Here is a 17,227-nt window from a genome sequence, read left to right as displayed (position 1 = left end):
TTCAATAGAGCAAAGATCTAAGAGAATAGAATAAAGAGAATAGAATAAAGAGAATAGAACAAAGAAAAAAGGGTTTAAATACATAAAGAACGAGACGTTATGAATTTGAAAATAGCAGTTTTACCAGGAGACGGGATTGGACCAGAGGTAATTTTACAAGCCAAGAAAGCTTTACATGCTATTGGTGAGGTGTACAATCATGAATTTGTTTTTGAAGAGGCGCTCATGGGAGCCATTGCCATTGATAAAACAGGAAATCCTTTGCCAGAGCAGACATTAAACCTTTGTTTAAATACAGATGCTGTATTGTTTGGAGCCATTGGAGACCCTAAATACGATAATAATCCATCAGCAAAAGTACGTCCGGAGCAAGGATTATTGAAACTGCGTAAGGAGTTGGGATTGTTCGCTAACATTCGCCCGATAAAACCTTATAAATCACTCATTGATGCTTCTCCGTTAAAAAGAGAAATTATCGATGGTGCTGATTTTACTATTTTCAGAGAATTAACCGGAGGCGCATACTTTGGAGCTAAAACCTTAAATGAGGAAGGTACACACGCTTCAGATTTATGTGAATATTCAGAAGAAGAAATCACCAGAATTGCACATTTGGCTTTTAAATCAGCACAAAACCGACGCAAAAAACTTACCATGGTCGATAAAGCCAACGTTTTGGAAACTTCCCGTTTATGGAGAAAAGTCGTTCAGAAAGTAGGTCAAAGTTATCCTGATGTTGTTTTAGACTTTTTGTTCGTAGATAACGCAGCGATGCAATTGATTTTAAATCCAAAACAATTTGATGTGATTTTGACCGAAAATTTGTTCGGAGATATTCTATCAGATGAAGCAAGTGTAATAACGGGATCTATTGGTTTATTAGCCTCAGCGTCTTTAGGAGAAAAGAATGCTTTGTTTGAGCCAATCCACGGTTCCTATCCTCAGGCGAAAGGAAAAAACATCGCCAATCCGATTGCTTCCATTTTATCAGCGGCGATGTTATTGGAACATTTTGGTCTATTTAAAGAAGCTGCCATGATCTATAAAGCAGTCGAAAAAGCAATCGAATTTAAAGTAGTAACTGTCGATTTAAAACCGGATTCAAAGTTCGGCACAAACGAAGTAGGGGACTTTGTATCCAATTTTATCTTCAGTAAAGACGACTTACTCTATTTTAATAATGACAACGTTCACATTGGACAATCAACAATTGTTTAATATTTTTTGTTAAAAATTGAATAAATAACAAGAAGTATGTAAAATGTTGAGATTTTATTTTTTTAGTCCTTTAAGTTTTCATACTTTTGTCTCACTAAAAAAAAGAAAGATGCAAATCTCAATTATTATTACTATTTCTGTCATTATTGTAAATGTGATTATCACATATGCACGGGGAATGGTATAAATATAATTGAAAAACTATATTATAAACCTTCCAAATACTGGAAGGTTTTTTTTTGAATTAAAATTAAAAAAATAACACAATAATGGAATTAAATAAGTACAGCAAAACCATCACTCAAGATCAAACACAACCAGCAGCGCAAGCCATGTTGTACGGTATTGGTTTAACTGAAGAAGATTTGAAAAAAGCACAGGTAGGTATTGTGAGCATGGGGTACGATGGTAACACTTGCAACATGCACCTGAATGATTTAGCAAAAGACGTTAAAAAAGGTGTTTGGGATGCAAATCTAGTCGGACTTATTTTTAATACCATTGGTGTAAGTGACGGAATTTCGAACGGTACAGAAGGAATGCGTTATTCCTTAGTTTCCAGAGATGTCATTGCCGATTCTATCGAAACAGTTGCGGGTGCGCAGTGGTACGACAGCATCATTGCAATTCCAGGTTGTGATAAAAATATGCCTGGTGCTCTGATCGCCATGGGACGTTTGAACCGTCCGTCTTTGATGGTGTACGGAGGATCTATCCATTCCGGAAAGTGGAAAGGAGAAACATTGAATATAGTTTCAGCTTTTGAAGCCTTAGGAAAAAAAGTAAAAAATGAAATTACTCCGGAGGATTTTAAAGGAGTTATTCAAAATGCTTGTCCCGGAGCAGGTGCCTGTGGAGGAATGTATACGGCTAACACTATGTCTTCGGCAATTGAAGCCCTAGGAATGAGCTTGCCATACAGTTCGTCAAATCCCGCTTTAAGTCAGGAGAAAAGAGACGAATGTCTTGCTGCTGGTAAAGCCATTAGAACATTATTGGAAAAAGATATTAAGCCTAGAGACATTATGACTCGTAAGGCTTTTGAAAATGCCATTACAATTGTAGCCGTTTTAGGAGGTTCAACCAATGCCGTAATGCATTTGATCGCTATGGCACATTCCGTTGGTATTGAAATTACACTTGATGATTTTCAAGCGATAAATGACAGAACTCCTGTACTTGCAGATATGAAACCAAGCGGTAAATACATGATGGAAGACATTCATGAAGCAGGAGGTATTCCGTCAGTAATGAAATACTTATTGAAAGTAGGACTAATTCATGGAGATTGTTTAACTGTAACTGGAAAAACAGTGGCCGAAAACTTAGCTTCAACTCCAGATTTACAAGACGGACAACAAGTAATTCATGAAATACAAAAAGCTTTAAAACCAACCGGAAACATTCAGGTTTTATATGGAAATCTTGCTTCTGAAGGAGCTGTTGCCAAAATCAGCGGAAAAGAAGGAGAGTATTTTGAAGGTCCCGCGGTTGTTTTCGAAGGTGAGTTTGAAGTGATTCCAGGCCTTGAAGCCGGAAAAATTAAACCCGGTAATGTAGTCGTCATTAGGTATTGTGGACCAAAAGGTGGTCCGGGAATGCCTGAGATGCTAAAACCTACATCAGCCATTATTGGAGCAGGATTAGGAAGCAGCTGTGCTCTTATTACAGACGGCAGGTTTTCCGGAGGTTCACATGGCTTTGTGGTAGGACACATTACACCAGAGGCTTATGATGGTGGTGGTATTGCACTGGTAAAAGATGGTGATTTAATCGCTATTGATGCTGTAAAAAATACAATCAACCTGAAAATATCTGACGAAGAATTCGCCGCTCGTAAAGAGAGTTGGATTCAGCCTCCTTTAAAAGTAAACAGAGGAGTTTTACTGAAATACGCCAGATCAGTATCAAGCGCTTCAACAGGTTGCGTTACCGATAAATAATTTTACAATAACAATTTCAAAAAACAATGACAATATCAGTAAAATAGCAAAGTTCAATTGCAATAAAAAGTAGAAATATAAAGAATCAGTTTGAAATTGATTTTAACATTGCCATTGAATTTTGAAATTGATTTTTGACATTGAAAAAACAATATACTATGAAAATATCAGGGGCAGAAGCCGTTATAAGATGTTTGTTAGCAGAAGGAGTAGACTTACTTTATGGTTATCCGGGAGGAGCGATCATGCCGGTTTACGATGAATTATATAAATTCCAGGATCAGTTGCACCATGTATTGGTACGTCACGAGCAAGGTGCTACACATGCCGCACAAGGATATGCCCGCGCTACAGGAAAAGTAGGGGTAGCCATTGCAACTTCAGGACCGGGAGCAACCAATTTAATTACCGGAATTGCAGATGCTCAAATCGACTCAACCCCAATGGTTTGTATCACAGGTCAGGTAGGGAAGCACTTGTTAGGATCTGATGCTTTTCAGGAAACGGATATCATCGGAATTTCGACTCCGGTAACCAAATGGAATTATCAGGTAACTGAAGCTTCGGAAATCCCTGAAATTATTGCAAAAGCATTTTACATCGCACGTTCCGGACGTCCAGGACCCGTATTGATTGACATTACAAAAAATGCTCAGTTTGACCAATTCGATTTTAGTTATGAAAAATGTACCGGAATCAGAAGTTATACTCCGGTTCCGAAACTAAAATTAGATAAAGTGGCCGAAGCTGCTGCTTTAATCAATAGCGCTAAAAAACCTTTTATTGTTTTTGGACAGGGTATTATTCTGGGAAAAGCGGAAGCCGAATTCAAAGCTTTACTTGAAAAATCAGGAATCCCAGCTGCGTGGACCATTTTAGGACTTTCAGCCTTGCCAACAGACCATCCCTTAAATGTGGGAATGCTGGGAATGCACGGGAACTATGGCCCAAATTTGCTAACCAACGAATGTGATGTTTTAATTGCTTTCGGAATGCGTTTTGACGACCGTGTTACCGGAAACCTGAATACTTATGCCAAACAGGCAAAAGTAATTCACTTCGAAATTGATCCTGCCGAAATCGATAAAAATGTAAAAACAGAAATAGCTGTTCTTGGAGATGTAAAAGAAGCCTTAACCGCTTTATTACCATTAATCGAAGCAAAATCACATGATTTATGGCATAACGAATTTAAAGAGCTAAAGAGAATCGAGTACGATTCCGTTATAAAAGAAGAATTAAATCCAACCAATAATAAAGGAATTTCAATGGGTGAAACCATAGAAATGATAAACAAACACTCAAAAGGGGATGCTATTATTGTCTCAGATGTTGGGCAGCATCAAATGTTTGCCTGTCGTTATGCAAAATTCAATTCTACCAAAAGTAACATTACCTCAGGTGGATTAGGTACGATGGGATTTGCTTTACCCGCAGCCATCGGAGCCAAAATGGGAAAACCGGATCGTGAAGTAGTAGCTATAATTGGTGATGGCGGTTTTCAAATGAACATACAAGAATTGGGAACCATTTTTCAGACTAAGGTGCCTGTAAAGATTGTCATTCTAAACAATGAATTTTTGGGAATGGTACGTCAATGGCAGGAGCTGTTTTTTGATAACAGATATGCTTCTACCAAAATGATCAATCCAAATTTTGTAGCGATAGCTGAAGGATATTATATTAAATCTAAAAAAGTAACACAAAGGGAAGATTTAGATGCAGCCGTTGCCGAAATGCTGGCTTCAAAAGATTCTTATTTCTTAGAAGTTATGGTAGAGAAAGAAAACAACGTATTCCCAATGATTCCAACGGGAGCATGTGTTTCTGAAATTAGATTAAGCTAAAATTAAAGTTTCATGTTTCAAGTTTTTTGAGTTTCAAGTTGCAAAACGTGAAACCTGAAACTTGGAACAAAAAAAACTAAAAACAATGGAAAACAGAACATTTACCATATCGGTATACTCAGAAAATAATGTAGGATTGTTAAACAGGATATCAGGAATATTCTTAAAGCGCCACATTAATATATTAAGCCTAAACGTTTCTGAATCAGAAATAGAAAGTGTTTCCAGATTCATTATTGTTGTGGAAACAACAGAGAAATGGGTCAAAAATATTGTTGGGCAAATCGAAAAACAAATTGAAGTTATAAAAGCATTTTATCACACAGATGAAGAAACCATTTATCTGGAAAACGCTCTATTTAAAATTGCTTCAAGCCTGTTGTTTGATGAAAAACAAATTCAGAACATCATCAAGGACAGTCAGTCTACAATTGTCACGGTTTCCCGCGATTTCTTTGTGATTTCTAAATCAGGGAGACGTTCTGAAATCGAAGATTTGTATGCCAAATTCAAGCCTTATGGCATTATGCAGTTTGTTCGCTCAGGAAGAATATCTGTTTCAAAAGAAAAAATGGAAATTTCAACAATGTTAGAAGCATTCCAATAGGATTATTTCATCTATTAACCAATTATTAAATACAACATTCATTAAATATTATTAAAAAAAATGGCAAATTATTTCAACACATTACCACTTAGATTACAATTAGAACAATTAGGAGTTTGCGAATTTATGGAGCAATCAGAATTTGCAGATGGAATTTCAGCTCTGGCAGGAAAAAAGGTTGTCATTGTAGGCTGTGGAGCACAAGGTCTGAATCAGGGTTTAAACATGAGAGATTCCGGTTTAGACATTTCATACGCATTACGTGCAGATGCAATTGCAGAGAAAAGAGCATCATATAAAAATGCCACTGAAAACGGATTTAAAGTAGGTACATATGAAGAATTAATTCCAACTGCCGACTTAGTTTGTAACTTAACTCCTGATAAACAACATACTGCTGTAGTTACCGCCATAATGCCTTTAATGAAAAACGGAGCAACATTATCTTATTCTCACGGATTTAATATTGTCGAAGAAGGAATGCAAATCCGTAAAGACATCACCGTAATTATGTGCGCACCAAAATGCCCTGGTTCTGAGGTTCGCGAAGAATACAAAAGAGGATTTGGTGTTCCGACACTTATCGCTGTTCACCCGGAGAATGATCCAAACGGTTTTGGTTTAGATCAGGCTAAAGCGTACGCTGTAGCCACCGGAGGACATAAAGCGGGAGTTCTGAAATCATCATTCGTAGCCGAAGTAAAATCAGATTTAATGGGAGAACAAACCATTCTTTGCGGGTTATTACAAACCGGTTCTATTTTATGTTTCGATAAAATGGTGGAAAAAGGAATCGACAAAGCTTATGCTTCAAAATTGATTCAGTATGGATGGGAGACTATTACTGAAGCCTTAAAACATGGAGGTATCACCAATATGCTGGATCGTCTTTCCAACCCAGCAAAAATTGAGGCTTACGAAATTGCTGAAGAATTAAAAGACATTATGAGACCGTTATTCCAAAAACATCAGGATGACATTATCTCAGGAGAATTCTCCAGAACCATGATGATTGATTGGGCAAATGATGATGCAAACTTATTAAAATGGAGAGCTGCAACAGGAGAAACTAATTTCGAAAAAACAGCTCCACAAGAAGCTCCAATTTCAGAGCAGGAATATTTTGATAACGGAGTATTGATGATTGCAATGGTAAAAGCGGGGGTAGAATTGGCTTTCGAAACCATGACAGAGGCAGGAATTATCGAAGAATCAGCATATTATGAATCATTACACGAATTACCTTTGATTGCAAACACGATTGCAAGAAAAAAATTATTCGAAATGAACCGTGTGATCTCGGATACTGCTGAATATGGCTGTTATTTATTCGACCATGCCTGCAAGCCGTTGTTAACAGAATTTATGAAAACAGTGGAAACAAATGTAATAGGTAAACCATTTTCTACTTCAAATGGAGTTGACAATGCTACTTTAATTGCTGTAAACAAAGAAGTTCGTCAACACCCTATCGAAGAAGTAGGAGCATGGTTGAGAGAATCAATGACAGCAATGAAAAAAATTGGATAATAAATTGGGAATTACCACACATACGGTTGTGGAATCTGCTCTGTATCTCCGTTTGATGTAATATTTTTGAATTAGTAAGCACTTATTAAGAAAAATGGATATAGATGCAAATTGCATTCACTTAACTTCTGAAAGTAAGACTGTAAGTTAAGTGAAGCTAATCCCTAATGAAGGGGGTATATTTAGCAATAAATGTACTTGTTGAAGTTTCATTTTAATTAATAAAGTTGCTTCTATTTTCAAAAATAGTGCGGAAGATTGTAATACAGAATTACAAAATTAATTGTTATTGAAATTGTTAAAATTAAAAAGGCATGGTATTCATTTATCGTGCCTTTTTTGCAAATATGTCTTTTTTCATCAAAAAGCCATTTTTTATATTATACCCATTAAAAAGCAATATTTTTTTCAATATCTGTTTTTTTTCCTGTTATTTATGAATTAAATAATTTTAAGAATAGACTGATATTTAATACATTTATAAAAAAAAATTCTAAAAACGTATGAGTTATTATAAAATTGAAAATTTAGAACAGTATTTTAAACATTACAATAAGTCAATAAGAGAGCCTAGAAAGTTTTGGGGAAAAATAGCTGAGGAAAATTTTACCTGGTACCAGCAATGGGAAAAAGTAGTTGATTTTAATATGGCTGATGCGGAAGTAAAATGGTTTACAGAAGCAAAAGTTAACATCACAAAAAATTGCATCGACAGACATTTAAGCAAAAGAGGAGAAAAAACGGCTATCATTTTTGAACCGAATGATCCCTCAGAAAGCGCTTTACATATAACGTATAACGAATTATACGAAAGAGTTTCCAAAATGGCGAATGTTTTGCGCGAGCAAGGTGTACGTAAAGGAGACCGAGTTTGTATTTATTTACCTATGATTCCTGAATTGGCTGTAGCTGTATTAGCCTGTGCCAGAATAGGAGCGATTCATTCTGTTGTTTTTGCAGGATTTTCAGCTTCTGCTGTGTCTGCCAGAATAATTGATTGCGAATGTAAAATGGTTATTACTTCTGATGGAGGATACAGAGGTAATAAAAACATTGATCTTAAAGGAATTGTTGATGAGGCATTAGAAACTTGCCCGTCTGTTACTAAAGTTTTAGTTGTAAAAAGAACTAATAACGAAGTTAAAATGAAAGACGGCCGTGACGAATGGTTACAGCCTCTATTAGATAAAGCCTTAGATAATAGTGTTGCGGAAATAATGGATGCTGAAGATCCGTTATTCATTCTGTATACATCTGGTTCTACAGGCAAACCAAAAGGAATGGTACATACCACAGCCGGATATATGGTTTATACGGCTTATACCTTTAAGAATGTTTTCAATCACGAAGAAAATGATATTTTCTGGTGTACTGCTGATATAGGTTGGATTACAGGTCACTCTTATATTTTATACGGACCTCTATTAAATGGAGGAACAACCGTAATTTTTGAAGGAGTTCCTTCTTATCCTGACTTTAGCCGTTTTTGGGACATTATTGAAAAACATAAAATCACACAATTTTATACAGCACCAACTGCAATTCGTTCACTTGCAAAAGAAAGTTTAGATTATATCCAAAAGTATCCGCTAAAATCACTTAAAGTAATTGGATCCGTTGGAGAGCCAATCAACGAAGAAGCCTGGCACTGGTTCAACGATCACGTTGGAGATAAAAGATGTCCGGTTGTAGATACCTGGTGGCAGACTGAAACCGGTGGTATTATGATTTCACCAATTGCCTTTGTAACCCCAACTAAACCAACCTATGCGACCTTGCCATTACCGGGAATTCAACCTGTTTTAATGGATGAAAAACGAAATGAAATTGAAGGAAATCAGGTTGTTGGAAGTTTATGTATTAAATTTCCATGGCCGGGAATCGCCAGAACAATCTGGGGGGACCACCAACGCTACAAAGACACTTATTTCTCTGCTTTTCCGGGAAAATATTTTACAGGAGACGGTGCCTTAAGAGACGAAGTAGGATATTACAGAATTACCGGTAGAGTAGATGATGTTGTAATTGTATCCGGTCACAACTTAGGAACAGCTCCTATTGAAGATGCCATTAACGAACATCCTGCAGTAGCCGAATCTGCTATCGTTGGATTCCCACATGATATTAAAGGAAATGCACTATACGGTTTTGTAATCTTAAAAGAAACAGGAGAAGTCCGCGACCGATCGAATCTTAGTCGTGAGATCAATCAATATATTTCTGACCACATCGGACCAATTGCAAAACTCGATAAAATTCAGTTTGTTTCAGGCTTGCCAAAAACACGTTCAGGAAAAATTATGCGTAGAATTTTACGTAAAATAGCAGAAGGTGATTTTTCTAATTTTGGAGACACTTCAACTTTGCTAAACCCTGAAATTGTTGACGAAATTACAAAAGGGAGAATCTAGTATCTTTACAAAATAAAAAAAGCTGTCCATTCGACAGCTTTTTTTATTATTCTTTTTTTTTACTTTCCTTAATCCTTTAAGAAGTGCATAAATAGCCATTGCGTGTCCGTGACCTAAATCAAAATCTGCTTTCAGCCAGGTTACAATTTCGGTTGCTTTTACTTCAGGTTTTAATTCTCCACTGACTGAAAATCCTTTTTCATCTGAAAGTTTTTTAAAATCATCTGGACCTTTTCCTGTCTTTGTTTTAATATTGGTTAAATAAGCTTGAAATGACATAATTTTTTAGTTTTAAAGGTTATAGTTTATTTCTCGACAATCGTTTTTATGTTCGTTAGACTTTCTTCTACATCAGCTCCAATTATTTTATCCATATCAAAGAAAAGAAGCATAAAATTCTTAGGCCAGTTCATTCCGCTATTATAAATCCAGATAAGCTTTGTTTGATTTCCGGCTAAAGTTTCTGTTTCCATATGTCCATTTGCCGTAAATACATAAGGTGCTAAAAAACGAAGTTCAAAATCGATTCTGCTATTTTCTACTTTTTTTATTTCCCACTCTCCTTTACCAGTCTTATGGTGTTTGCTTTCAAAAGTCAGAACAGAACCCGCGGTTCCGTCAGTACCTGTTATCTCGATTTTTGTATCAGGATCCAGCAATAGCCATTTACTGTACAATTTTTGATTTCGGTTCAGTTTTATAAAATCAAAAACTTCCGCTTTGGGTTTATGAATAATTATTTCTCTCCTGATAGTATATTTATTTTTAGTAAACATTGCTACTACTAAAGCTATTGAAACTATAGCTACCAACACCGTTATTATTTTTACGAATATCATTTTCATTTTTGTTAAATTGGTTAATTAAAAAAGTCTTTATATTTATTTGTTATTTTGATTTGCGGTGACGCTAAACATCCGGGGGATTCACCAATGGTCTGAAATATAATCTGACTGTTCAGACATTTTCTACAGAACGTCTTTATTTTAAGACAATTTCCGCTAAAAGCCAGATGAGAATTTATAGTTGTCATTTTGTTTTACTTTTTCTGTTAATTTTTAATTATACTAACAAGACAAAGATGCGATTACTTACAAAAGGCAATACTGTACGTAAATGACAACAATAGGGGGATTTACGTCATTTCATTCTGCCGCTACAAAAAACAAGCAAAATCGAAGGCCTGCAAAACTAAAAAACTTTGATTGCGCTTAGTCTAACAGCTATTCACCTAACAAAAAACCTTTAAAACAACAAATCCGACAACCCCAAAGCCTTGAGATTATCGGATTTATAACATTCATTAGTGATCCTTTATTTCGGATATATCAAATATGTTTAGCCAAAAAAAAAGGAAATACTTTTCAGTGATTTCCTTACTTCTTTTTAACATGTTTTTGATTCATTCATTCTATTTAATTCCTAATCTCGATTTCAGTTTAAGGAATAATAGGCCAATTTTATACGCATCTTCTGCAGACGAATTTCTATCGCTTTTCGGAATTTTAAATATTTCACTTAAATCGTCCAGAGAAAACTGTTTGTCATTAATGTCCATCAATTTTCGGTACATCATATCGATATCCAGCGCTTCATTTTTCAATCTTCCACAATCCAGACGTTCCAATGCTGCATTCAACATTTCGATATCAAAATTAATATGATGCCCAACCAGAACAGAGTTTCCTATAAAATTAATCAGAGCTTCTATCGCATCAGGTTCCGGCATCTTCATCATTTTGCTTTCGATGATGAACTCATTAGAAAGACCGTTATCCTGCAAAAATTTGTACTGCAGCAAAACAGCTTCAAAATTGTCTTTAATCACAATGCTGTCATCCGTAACCGAAAATGCGCCTAAAGACAAAATAACATCTTTATTCGGATTTAAACCTGAAGTTTCTGTAGATAACACCACAAATCTATTAGGTTTAACTTCAAATTTCGTTAAGTATTCCTTCCAAAAATCAGGATACTCTTTATTGATATTTTTAATCCAGTCTAGCATACTTATGAGAATTGTGTAAGTTGAAATTTACTCTTAATTAATTCCTCAAGGTCTTTCATTGGGGTTAAGGCATTTTTTAACTTTTCTTTGTCTGTTTTCGACATTTCCCTCAAATTGATATATTGTCCGGAATCGTCATTTTTCAAACCTTCAACAGTTCTAAATTTAGACAAAGTTAGAAAAGCTTCAGCACAGCTTAAATAAATCTCTGCATTTTTAGAATCTGTAATCGCTAATTGTTTAAATCTCAAATAAGTATTTTTAATTCCCTTTATATTAGCATTCAAAATCAGCAAACGAGCTGAATCAATTAAAGGCATTAATGCACGGGTTTTAATATCAAATTTTGTTTTATGCGGTCCTTCTTCTTCAATAATAAACTTTTTGAAAAAGCTTAATGGAGAATTGCGTTTTAAAGCATCATTCCCTAAGAAATCAAAAAACAAAGTATTGTTTACCGCATTCTTAAAGATCACGTTTTCGATCACTTCTTCAATTTTTGGTTCTCCAAAAACAATCTCATAATCAAAGAAAATACTACTCAAATCATTACTATTTTCACCTGGAGTATTCATCCAGCTGTTGTATTGTTTCGTCCAGTCTGTCAATGACTTACACCAAAGCATATTACTCCCCATATGTCCGTTTGGGCAAAGCTCGTAACCCACTTTTTCTAAGATTGAAGTTGTTCTTTTAGCCAGTCTTAAAAAGTAATCTTTTACCTCTCTGTACTTGTCCGGTGCTACGTCTTCAAAAATCAGAATACTATCCTGATCTGTAAGCAAAAGCTGTTCCTTACGCCCTTGACTACCAATGCTTAACCACGCAAAACGAGCAGGAGGGGAGCCTAAATCTAAAATAGACAACTCGACAGCACGTTTAATAATAGCCAGATTAATTTCGCTTGCAATATTGCTGACATGCGAAATTGGAATATTTTTTTGAATCGAATTCTGAATTAAATCAGACAAACGATCACGGATTTGTTTTAGATCTTTTGGTAATTGAGAACGTTTTACTTCCTTAATCAAAACACCCGGATTACTGGCTTGTGCGACAATTAGATCATGCTCGGAAATAATTCCTTTTACAGCAGATTTACTTGTACCGTCTTTGGTAACACATAAATGAGTAACGTTGTGTTTCAACATTAGTAATTGTGCTTCGGCCAAAGAAACATTTTCAATAACCGTAACTACCGGCGAAGACATAATCTTATCAATCGTTTCAGTGATCGGATAGCGGCCTGTAGCAATTTTTGAGGATAAATCGGCATTGGTTACAATACCAATTGGATTGTTTTTTTCGCAGATCACAATATTGTCTACCAATGATTCGGTCATCAAAATAGCCACATCTTTGATAATGTGGTTGGACTCAGTTGTTAACGGCGAATTATTGTAAGCCAAAGACTGAATGTATTGCATTTCAGATTGCTGATCTACATAAAAAGCAGTATCAGAAATCAATTTTCCGTTAGAATGTACATTGTCCTTTGCATGTCTTGAATTTACAGCAAAACTCTCCAACAGAAAATTCAAAACATCCGAATTATTCGCTACGAATGGTCTGAAAACTGCAATTGGAATAGCATAGATAATACTTTCTTCACGAGCTTTAGCCGTCATCATATAGTTATTCTTGGCAAAAAACGGACGTAAGCCAAAAATATCTCCTTCATGACATTTGTTTATAATCGTTTCCTCGGCATCAGCAATTGTGGTCAGATTTACAATACCTGAAGCAACAACATAAAAGCTGTCATGAAGCAGGTCATTGTTTTGAAATAATACTGCATGTTTTTCTAAATTGATCACACGAATGTTAGTTGCAATATCTGATAATTCCTGAAAAGTTAAATTATCAAATGGCGGGTATTCTTTTAAAAAATCTGCAATATGCTCAGCAATTGTATTCATACGGTTGATATTTTTTTTAAAGTATCGAATGTAAAAATAAGAAAATTATGTCTTAGAATGAAAGCATCCCATACAGAATATAATTATTTTAAAGAAATCTTAAATATAACCATTTTAAAGCTTTTAAAACAGCTCATTGCAATTTTGAAACTCAATTTAAATTAGTTATTGATATGGATTGGTGAAAGTACAGACACAGAGTAGCACTGAGAATCGATTCTTTTGCATTAGAATAATCTTTATCGAAAATATTCGAAGGAAAATGAATCACAGTAGAGCAATTCTTTGAATTTTCTATTTTACATAATATAAATTATAGGTCAAATTGTATAGGATAAATAATCACTAATTTATTGGCGTTTAAAGCCTTTGTTGGTTCTTTAATGAATTGCTTTGTTGCCATACTCTAATACCTATTAGTAAATATTGTAAACATTCAGAAATTAAAATTTCAACATCATGCTAAGCCCCGTTTGCCGAGATTCTCATAAAATATTATTTTGAAATTTATTTTTCAAATACTGCAAAATTGCATCCATAATGTTCAACAAGATTATTAGATAAACTTGCAAATTCTATATAACTTAATTTTAGCCTGTGATACGTCGTTTAAAAAATATCATGCTTATTTCTGTTTGCTGAGATTCTCGTAAAAAATTATTTTGAAAATTATTTTTCAAATACAGCAAAATTCAATTCATAATATTTGACAGGATTATCTCAACTAAACTTCTAAATTTTATAAACTGAATTTACAGCCTTACATTCCTTTAAAAAATACTATTTCTTTCATTTATTTTTAGAAGTATTTTGTCATGTGCAATTATTCGACCAGCATCAATATCATTTTTAGCTTGTTCAATTTCCGTTTTTAATTCCAGCATATAAAACTCATCCGGAAAAAGAATTTTGGCAATCTCCAGGATTTCATTCGGCGCAAAGGATTTTGTCTTCAACTTTCTATAAAATATCGATCTTGAAATTCCAACTTTTTCAATTGCGTAATTCTTGTATCATAATAATTTTACGCTTTCTATTTTACATAATATTATTCTCTTCCACCTCATGGTACCCAAAAAAACATAGGTTTAACACTCTCATAAAAGACATTTCTCTTATTTAAAATATAGAGAGACTACTATGTGTAAGAAACATGCTTCTTTTTATACTCTTTTATAGAAATATCCCGATGCATCGGGACTATGTAGTAAATAGTTCTACTCGTACAACTTCGTCAGAACTGTTTCTTTAGGAACTAAATCGTCACCACCTCTTTTAGCGAATTGTAAAACATCATCCTTTGCAAATAAAACGGCACCTGCGGAACCGTCTTTGCCTTTAATGGTAATTTGAGCTTTTTCGCCAAGCGCGTATACATTACCCGTAACTTCCATAACACCGCTGACAAATTTCTGATTGTCGCTCGTAATCTCGGCCGTTCCGAATATTTTATTATTGGATTGCGCCATATTAATTTTCAGGACATAATCTTTGCTGCAGGTTTTACAATTTTCAGTGCTCCAGGTTCCGGTAAATCGATTGGTTTGCGAATAGGATGCTATAGAAACAATCATTAATAAGAATACGAAAATTTTCTTCATTTTGATTTAAAAGTATTTGTCATTCAATCAGCTTCAAATATAAAACAATATGACTATCCTTTACACGTATTAAGAATGTTTTTTTGCCACTGATTTTACAGATTCGCACCTGTTTTATACGCAATTAAAATAAAATCTGTGAAAATCTTTCTAATCTGTGGCTAATTTTAGTGACTTGGTATTGGGACAGCCTCTATAAAACAAAAAAGCATTCACCGTAGCGAATGCTTCTGTTTGATTTCAATTTTTAGTCTAAAATCTATTGTTTTAGTTTTGTTTTATCTTTTTCAGGTAAACTGGTTTTCCGTTTAGCGATACGCTAATTTCATTATTTTTTTCATTGAAAGTAGTTCGCAATGCATTTCCTTTAAAAATGGTTACGTCTCCGTAAACTTTTCCGGTTTCATCAGAAACGTATTCAAACAGCAATTTTTTGTTATCAGGTTCAAGTCCGATTTTGTAGCTTGAAAATTTTGAAGTTGTCAAATCAAACTCCTGATGCGTGTCAATGATATTGCCATCTGCATAAAAATTGGTAACGGTTTTGTTTAAAGTAATGTCCGGGTAATATTTGTTTACTTTTTGCAGTAATGCGTACTGCTCTACATTTGCTTCTTCTTTTTTGGACGTAATGGTTTGTGCAAATGAAATTGTGGTAAAAATAAGCGCGAATACTAAAATGTAATTTTTCATAATTTTTGATTTAAGATTAGTGTTAATAATGCTTTTTTATAGTTCAATTAATGCGTAACCTAATCAAACGTTTTATTAAAAAACGTTTAAATTACACTACAAGATATGAAATCTTTACCTTTGCAAAAAATGAAAAGCAATTTTTTTAAGAAAATGACAACAAAAAAATACATTACCCTTATCCTTATTTTAGGTTCTTTAACAGCACTCGGCCCATTTTCAATAGACATGTATCTTCCTGGTTTCTCAGGTATAGCAAAGGATTTGCACACTTCGGTAGCAAAAGTATCCATGAGTTTATCCAGTTATTTTATCGGAATTTCAGCAGGACAATTATTATACGGACCATTATTGGATCGTTTTGGTCGAAAAAAACCTTTGTTTATAGGTTTGATGGTTTATATTCTGGCTTCTTTGGGATGTATTTATGTTACTAATATTGATTCGTTTATCCTTTTACGCTTTGTTCAGGCTATTGGTAGTTGTGCTGCCACGGTGGCTTCTGTAGCGATGGTTCGTGATTTGTTTCCTGTAAAAGACATTCCAAAAGTATTTTCTTTATTAATGCTTGTCGTTGGACTTTCTCCTATGCTGGCACCAACAATTGGAGGTTATGTTACAGAAGATTATGGCTGGCATACCGTATTTTTTATCCTAATGTGTATGGGAATTGCTATATTAATTGCATCACAAATTGGTTTACCAAATACTTATAAGCCTGATACTTCAATATCTTTGAAGCCAAAACCGATTATCACTAATTTTATCAGCGTTTTTAAAGAGCCTCAGTTTTACACTTATGCCTTTACAGGTGCAATTGCTTTTTCTGGCTTATTTTCATACGTTGCGGCCTCGCCTATCATTTTTATGGACATTTACCACGTTGATGCCAAGACTTACGGTTGGATTTTTGCTTTTATGTCGTTAAGTTTTATTGGCTCAAGTCAGTTAAACTCCCTATTATTGAAGAAATATTCTAGTGAACAGATGATTTTTGGAGCATTGATTTCACAGTCTGTTATTAGTATCCTTTTTCTAATTCTGGCTTTAAATGACCTTTTAGGATTGTATCAAACTATCGGAATGTTATTTTTATTTCTAGCTTGTCTGGGAATTTCAAATCCAAATACCGCCGGACTTACCCTGGCGCCTTTTGCGAAAAACACAGGAAGTGCTTCAGCATTAATGGGGGCTATTCAGTTGGGTATTGGGGCTTTGGCTTCGTTTGCTGTTGGAGTTTTCGTTAAAGATTCTGTAGCTCCAATGGTGGCTATTATGACCACCACTACTCTTACAGCTTTTATCTTTTTAAATATTAGCAAACGTTCTATCAAACAAAAGGTAGAATTGTCTGCGGAAGATGATATTACGATTGGTCACTAATAAAGATATTCTAAATTGTCATTTCGACGGAAAAGAGAAAAAGTACATTCTCACTATAATAAAAAAG

General features: G+C 34.6%; 14 protein-coding genes. 7 read left to right on the top strand and 7 right to left on the bottom strand.

Translation table 11 applies throughout. From position 1 onward, the window contains the following. The first annotated feature begins 99 nt into the window (after positions 1 to 99). The 6 genes from leuB to acs all read left to right on the top strand — a co-directional run bounded on the left by leuB (position 100) and on the right by acs (position 9,556). Complete coding sequence (leuB, locus tag C245_RS0115255; RefSeq protein ID WP_017497479.1) at positions 100 to 1,218, top strand: 3-isopropylmalate dehydrogenase; 1,119 nt, start codon at positions 100 to 102, stop codon at positions 1,216 to 1,218. Between the two features lie 269 nt (positions 1,219 to 1,487). Beyond that, entirely contained in the window at positions 1,488 to 3,161 is a 1,674-nt protein-coding gene (gene ilvD / locus C245_RS0115250; protein WP_017497478.1) for a dihydroxy-acid dehydratase, read from the top strand. A 158-nt stretch (positions 3,162 to 3,319) separates the two neighbouring features. Next, on the top strand, positions 3,320 to 5,008 hold the full coding sequence (gene ilvB / locus C245_RS0115245) for a biosynthetic-type acetolactate synthase large subunit (RefSeq protein ID WP_017497477.1): 1,689 nt from the start codon (positions 3,320 to 3,322) through the stop codon (positions 5,006 to 5,008). Between the two features lie 85 nt (positions 5,009 to 5,093). Then, positions 5,094 to 5,615 (top strand): acetolactate synthase small subunit, encoded by a 522-nt coding sequence (ilvN, locus tag C245_RS0115240; RefSeq protein WP_026110090.1) that lies wholly within the window; start codon positions 5,094 to 5,096, stop codon positions 5,613 to 5,615. Positions 5,616 to 5,675: 60 nt separating this feature from the next. Continuing rightward, entirely contained in the window at positions 5,676 to 7,145 is a 1,470-nt protein-coding gene (gene ilvC, locus C245_RS0115235) for a ketol-acid reductoisomerase (protein WP_026110089.1), read from the top strand. A gap of 503 nt (positions 7,146 to 7,648) precedes the next feature. Further along, positions 7,649 to 9,556, top strand: a complete 1,908-nt coding sequence (gene acs / locus C245_RS0115230) for an acetate--CoA ligase (RefSeq protein ID WP_017497474.1) — start codon at positions 7,649 to 7,651, stop codon at positions 9,554 to 9,556. Here acs and C245_RS23140 read toward each other — a convergent pair. The 7 genes from C245_RS23140 to C245_RS0115190 form a co-directional block, all read right to left on the bottom strand. Further along, on the bottom strand, positions 9,512 to 9,835 hold the full coding sequence (locus tag C245_RS23140) for a DUF4287 domain-containing protein (RefSeq protein WP_017497473.1): 324 nt from the start codon (positions 9,833 to 9,835) through the stop codon (positions 9,512 to 9,514). The genes acs and C245_RS23140 overlap by 45 nt on opposite strands. A 26-nt stretch (positions 9,836 to 9,861) precedes the next feature. Further along, positions 9,862 to 10,401: an SRPBCC family protein gene (locus tag C245_RS0115220; RefSeq protein ID WP_017497472.1), complete on the bottom strand. Its 540-nt coding sequence runs from the start codon at positions 10,399 to 10,401 to the stop codon at positions 9,862 to 9,864. Between the two features lie 566 nt (positions 10,402 to 10,967). Next, entirely contained in the window at positions 10,968 to 11,564 is a 597-nt protein-coding gene (locus C245_RS0115215) for a PolC-type DNA polymerase III (protein ID WP_017497471.1), read from the bottom strand. Positions 11,565 to 11,566: 2 nt separating this feature from the next. Continuing rightward, complete coding sequence (locus tag C245_RS0115210) at positions 11,567 to 13,483, bottom strand: DUF294 nucleotidyltransferase-like domain-containing protein (protein WP_017497470.1); 1,917 nt, start codon at positions 13,481 to 13,483, stop codon at positions 11,567 to 11,569. Between the two features lie 770 nt (positions 13,484 to 14,253). Further along, positions 14,254 to 14,439, bottom strand: coding sequence for a hypothetical protein (locus C245_RS23135; protein WP_017497468.1), 186 nt, complete (start codon positions 14,437 to 14,439; stop codon positions 14,254 to 14,256). A gap of 261 nt (positions 14,440 to 14,700) precedes the next feature. Then, the gene (locus C245_RS0115195; RefSeq protein ID WP_017497467.1) at positions 14,701 to 15,084 is read right to left on the bottom strand and encodes a hypothetical protein; all 384 of its coding nucleotides are present in this window, start codon (positions 15,082 to 15,084) and stop codon (positions 14,701 to 14,703) included. 267 nt (positions 15,085 to 15,351) lie between these two features. Then, the gene (locus tag C245_RS0115190) at positions 15,352 to 15,777 is read right to left on the bottom strand and encodes a hypothetical protein (RefSeq protein WP_017497466.1); all 426 of its coding nucleotides are present in this window, start codon (positions 15,775 to 15,777) and stop codon (positions 15,352 to 15,354) included. A 153-nt stretch (positions 15,778 to 15,930) separates the two neighbouring features. On the opposite strand from C245_RS0115190, the gene C245_RS0115180 reads away from it, so the two are divergent. Continuing rightward, positions 15,931 to 17,160 carry a multidrug effflux MFS transporter gene (locus C245_RS0115180; RefSeq protein ID WP_026110088.1) on the top strand — a complete coding sequence of 410 codons (1,230 nt, stop codon included), beginning with the start codon at positions 15,931 to 15,933 and terminating at the stop codon, positions 17,158 to 17,160. The last annotated feature ends 67 nt before the right edge of the window (positions 17,161 to 17,227 follow it).

Source organism: Flavobacterium sp. WG21, from assembly GCF_000335775.1.
Classification (GTDB): domain Bacteria; phylum Bacteroidota; class Bacteroidia; order Flavobacteriales; family Flavobacteriaceae; genus Flavobacterium; species Flavobacterium tructae.
The sequence above is the reverse complement of the archived record's forward strand: the minus strand, read 5'-3'. Positions and strand labels throughout refer to the sequence as shown.

What these genes read in the sequence shown, in the direction of transcription:
- C245_RS0115195 (WP_017497467.1), bottom strand. Translation starts at nt 15,084, where the DNA reads ATGAAGAAAATTTTCGTATTCTTATTAATGATTGTTTCTATAGCATCC.
- ilvD (WP_017497478.1), top strand. Translation starts at nt 1,488, where the DNA reads ATGGAATTAAATAAGTACAGCAAAACCATCACTCAAGATCAAACACAA.
- leuB (WP_017497479.1), top strand. Translation starts at nt 100, where the DNA reads ATGAATTTGAAAATAGCAGTTTTACCAGGAGACGGGATTGGACCAGAG.
- ilvC (WP_026110089.1), top strand. Translation starts at nt 5,676, where the DNA reads ATGGCAAATTATTTCAACACATTACCACTTAGATTACAATTAGAACAA.
- ilvN (WP_026110090.1), top strand. Translation starts at nt 5,094, where the DNA reads ATGGAAAACAGAACATTTACCATATCGGTATACTCAGAAAATAATGTA.
- C245_RS0115190 (WP_017497466.1), bottom strand. Translation starts at nt 15,777, where the DNA reads ATGAAAAATTACATTTTAGTATTCGCGCTTATTTTTACCACAATTTCA.
- C245_RS0115220 (WP_017497472.1), bottom strand. Translation starts at nt 10,401, where the DNA reads ATGAAAATGATATTCGTAAAAATAATAACGGTGTTGGTAGCTATAGTT.
- C245_RS0115215 (WP_017497471.1), bottom strand. Translation starts at nt 11,564, where the DNA reads ATGCTAGACTGGATTAAAAATATCAATAAAGAGTATCCTGATTTTTGG.
- C245_RS23140 (WP_017497473.1), bottom strand. Translation starts at nt 9,835, where the DNA reads ATGTCATTTCAAGCTTATTTAACCAATATTAAAACAAAGACAGGAAAA.
- C245_RS0115180 (WP_026110088.1), top strand. Translation starts at nt 15,931, where the DNA reads ATGACAACAAAAAAATACATTACCCTTATCCTTATTTTAGGTTCTTTA.
- C245_RS0115210 (WP_017497470.1), bottom strand. Translation starts at nt 13,483, where the DNA reads ATGAATACAATTGCTGAGCATATTGCAGATTTTTTAAAAGAATACCCG.
- acs (WP_017497474.1), top strand. Translation starts at nt 7,649, where the DNA reads ATGAGTTATTATAAAATTGAAAATTTAGAACAGTATTTTAAACATTAC.
- ilvB (WP_017497477.1), top strand. Translation starts at nt 3,320, where the DNA reads ATGAAAATATCAGGGGCAGAAGCCGTTATAAGATGTTTGTTAGCAGAA.